3 protein-coding genes and 1 pseudogene are annotated in these 3,739 nt (G+C 48.4%); all 4 read left to right on the top strand.

Annotation, left to right across the window (positions count from 1 at the left end):
• The first annotated feature begins 67 nt into the window (after positions 1 to 67).
• Positions 68 to 1,507, top strand: coding sequence for a DUF3078 domain-containing protein (locus K2G43_RS01660; RefSeq protein WP_297644408.1), 1,440 nt, complete (start codon positions 68 to 70; stop codon positions 1,505 to 1,507).
• Positions 1,508 to 1,806: 299 nt separating this feature from the next.
• Complete coding sequence (locus tag K2G43_RS01655; protein WP_300152804.1) at positions 1,807 to 2,226, top strand: SoxR reducing system RseC family protein; 420 nt, start codon at positions 1,807 to 1,809, stop codon at positions 2,224 to 2,226.
• 48 nt (positions 2,227 to 2,274) lie between these two features.
• The gene (locus K2G43_RS01650; protein ID WP_297644404.1) at positions 2,275 to 3,189 is read left to right on the top strand and encodes a Fe-S cluster domain-containing protein; all 915 of its coding nucleotides are present in this window, start codon (positions 2,275 to 2,277) and stop codon (positions 3,187 to 3,189) included.
• Between the two features lie 37 nt (positions 3,190 to 3,226).
• A pseudogene (locus tag K2G43_RS01645) lies at positions 3,227 to 3,739 on the top strand (electron transporter RnfC); the annotation flags it as partial.

Genomic DNA, 3,739 nt, shown 5'->3' with positions numbered 1-3,739 from the left:
CCGCTGTTCCTATGCTTTTTGAACCTTTTGAACGACTTTTGCACTCAAATTATAGTTTTAAGGTATTATGAAGAGGAAGTATATTGCATTTTGGATAATTGCTGCCATGGTTTCCGCATCGGCAAAGGCGCAGGATACATCGGTTGTCACCTTGAAGAATAATCAACGGAAGACGGAAGTGCAACCGGACACCCTGTCGGGAATCATGAAAGAGTATATGATTTTGAAATTAAGGCCGGAAGGAGAGGGCTTTCGGGTGGATACGGTGTCGGTGTTGTATGAGCAGAAAATCGGGGTGTTGGACTACCTTCACGACCCCACTACACCGGAGCGGTACATTGCGGTCGATCCCCACTATTACCGTCTGTTCATCCCTCTGACCTATTATAACGCGCCGATGGACAGGCTCTCCGAAGTGGATTGGAAATTCCAACAGGCGGATTCGGTTCCTGCTTTGACCCGTGAGATGCTACCGTTCAACTCCTTGTGTTTTACGGAAAAGGAGCGTGTCAACAAAAGGGTGGACCGTACTTTGCTGGACACGTATATAAAATGTCCCGATCTGGTAGTAAGAACCGAGGCAGAAATCATGAAAGGAAAAACCTACAGGGATAACATTGCAAAAGAAGTCTCTTCCAAACCATCGGTTGTGAAACTGTTTGCAAAAGAAGATGCGGTAGGCGTGAAAGAAGATGCCGATGTCGTTATCCATAAACCCAATTGGTGGGTGACGGGCGGAAGCGGTTCGTTGCAGATTACGCAGAACTATATTTCGGACAACTGGTATAAGGGAGGTGAAAGCACCAATGCGGCACTTGCCATTCTGCAGCTTTTTGCCAACTATAACGACCGGGAAAAAATACAATGGGAAAATTTGCTGGATGCCAAATTGGGAATCAGTTCAGCGCCGTCCGATAAATACCACGATTATTTGGTGAATACAGACCAGTTCCGGTTGTATAGCAAATTGGGTATTCAGGCGGCGAACCGGTGGTACTATACGGTTACAACCGAATTCAAGACACAGTTCTGCAATGGCTACAAGGCGAACAATGAGAGCCTGGTGTCTTCTTTCTTTGCGCCTGCAGACTGGTCGAGCAGTATCGGTATGGACTACAAGCTGAAGAAGAAGAAATTCAACCTTTCTGTCTTCATCGCTCCGTTGACTTACATGATGCGTTATATCGGCAACAAGGAGGTGGATGAAGTGAGCTTCGGTCTGGAGGAAGGCAAACACGTCAGACATAATTTCGGTTCGCAGATACAGCCTACGCTCTCATGGACCATTATTCCGTCTATCGTATTGGATTCTCGCATGGATTTCCAGACCAGTTACGAATGGACGCGCATAGAATGGGAGAATACATTTAACTTTGTGCTGAACCGCTATCTCTCCACAAAATTGTATGTGCACGCCCGCTTTGACGATAGTAGCGCACCGACCACAGGCAACAGCCACTTCCAGTTGAAGGAGTTGCTGAGTTTCGGTATCAACTACAAATGGTGATTGGCACAATTTCGTGTCCAAACGAAAGAGACCGACATCAGGATATAATTGTCAGGCACGGATTTCACGGAATTATGCGCTATTTTCTTTTATCAATCCGTGAAATCCGTGCCTGAAAGAAGACGGAGCGTTTGTTTTGACTTTATCTCTTTTCGGCCTTTTGCCTGGGAAGGGAAAGTGGCAAAAAGCGGCAAAAAACGGAAAAAGGGCGTTTGCGTGCACAGAAAATAGGGGCGAAAGGCTTGCAGTTCATAAATAATGTGTAAATTTGCCGCGATTTGTAATGCTCACTTTGCAAAATGGCGAATACTATAAAACATCAAGGAGTTGTGGAAGAGATAAACGGTTCTCACCTTCGTGTGAGGATCATACAGACATCGGCCTGCGCTTCGTGTAGTATCAAGGGACATTGTAGTTCTGCAGATACAAAAGAAAAACTGATTGACGTGTATGATATGCGTGCCTTGTCCTTTCAGCCCGGCGACCGCGTCTGGGTGGCAGGAGAACTCTCGATGGGGATGATGGCTGTCCTGCTGGCATTTGTACTGCCTTTCCTTCTTTTAATCATTTCTCTGTTTGCTTTTATGGCTCTCTGGAACGACGAATTGTGGTCCGCACTCGGTTCGTTGGCATTGCTTGTGCCCTATTACGGCATCTTGTGGATGAACAAATCGAGGATGAAGAAAAAGTTCTCTTTTGTCATACAACCGATGAGTTGACAGGAAAATAAACATTTAACAAACTAACAATTAATAAACAACTGATTTATGAATGTAATTCTGATTGCAGTGATTTCGTTGGGAGCCATAGCGTTGATAGCGGCTGCTATCCTTTATGTGGCTTCTAAGAAATTTGCCGTGTATGAAGATCCGCGGATTGCTCAGGTGGCCGAAGTGCTGCCTCAGGCGAATTGCGGTGGATGTGGTTACCCCGGTTGTAGCGGATTTGCCGACGCTTGCGTCAAAGCAGGTTCGCTGGAAGGCAAGCTTTGTCCGGTGGGCGGACAGCCTGTGATGACAAAGATTGCCGGAATTCTGGGATTGGATGCTGCTGCTTCCGAACCGATGGTCGCAGTGGTAAGGTGTAATGGAACGTGTGCCAACCGTCCTCGTATCAACCAGTACGACGGAGCTAAGAGTTGTGCCATTGCGGCAGCTCTTTATGGGGGCGAGACGGGTTGTAGTTTTGGCTGTTTGGGCTGTGGCGACTGTGTAAGCGCTTGTAAGTTCGATGCCATTCATATCAATGCCGAAACCGGGCTTCCCGAGGTGGACGAAGCGAAGTGTACGGCTTGCGGCGCTTGTGCCAAGGCTTGTCCGAAGAACATCATCGAGATTCGTCCGCAAGGCAAGAAGTCGCGTCGTGTTTATGTGCAGTGCGTGAACAAGGACAAGGGTGCCGTGGCTCGCAAGGCTTGTACCGTATCCTGTATCGGTTGCGGCAAGTGCGTGAAGGTTTGTCCGTTCGAGGCCATTACGTTGGAGAACAACCTTGCCTATATCGACCCGAACAAGTGTAAGTCTTGTCGCAAGTGCGAAGAGGCTTGTCCGCAGAATGCGATTGTGGCTCTGAACTTCCCGCCGCGCAAGCCGAAGGCAGAAGGGGAGGCACCGGTAGCTGACAAGAAAGTGGAAGTCGCTCCGAAAGCGGCGACTCCGGAAGCTCCGAAAGCAGAGGCATAAAGAATAAGTAAATAAACGACTAAAAATACAGAATTGTATGTTGAAGACATTTTCAATTGGTGGAGTTCATCCACACGAAAATAAACTTTCAGCGCATCAGCCCATCGTGAAGGCGGAGATACCGCAGAAGGCGGTTATCTTGCTGGGACAGCACATCGGTGCTCCGGCAAAGCCTATCGTTGCCAAGGGTGATGTTGTGAAGGTGGGTACGAAGATTGCTGAACCCGGTGGCTTTGTATCGGCAGCTATCCATTCGTCCGTCAGCGGAAAGGTTGCTAAAATTGACACGATAGTCGATGCCAGCGGCTACGCCAAGCCCGCCATTTTCATTGATGTAGAGGGTGACGAATGGGAAGAGTCCATCGACCGCAGCGAGACGTTGGTAAAAGAGTGCAACCTCACTGCCGAGGAAATCGTGAAGAAGATTGCCGATGCCGGCATTGTAGGTCTGGGCGGCGCTTGTTTCCCTACGCAGGTCAAGCTGTGTCCGCCTCCCGCCTTTAAGGCAGAGTGTGTTATTATCAATGCCGTAGAGTGCGAACCCTATCTG

This window comes from Bacteroides sp., from assembly GCF_029057325.1.
Lineage (GTDB): Bacteria > Bacteroidota > Bacteroidia > Bacteroidales > Bacteroidaceae > Bacteroides.
The sequence above is the reverse complement of the archived record's forward strand: the minus strand, read 5'-3'. Positions and strand labels throughout refer to the sequence as shown.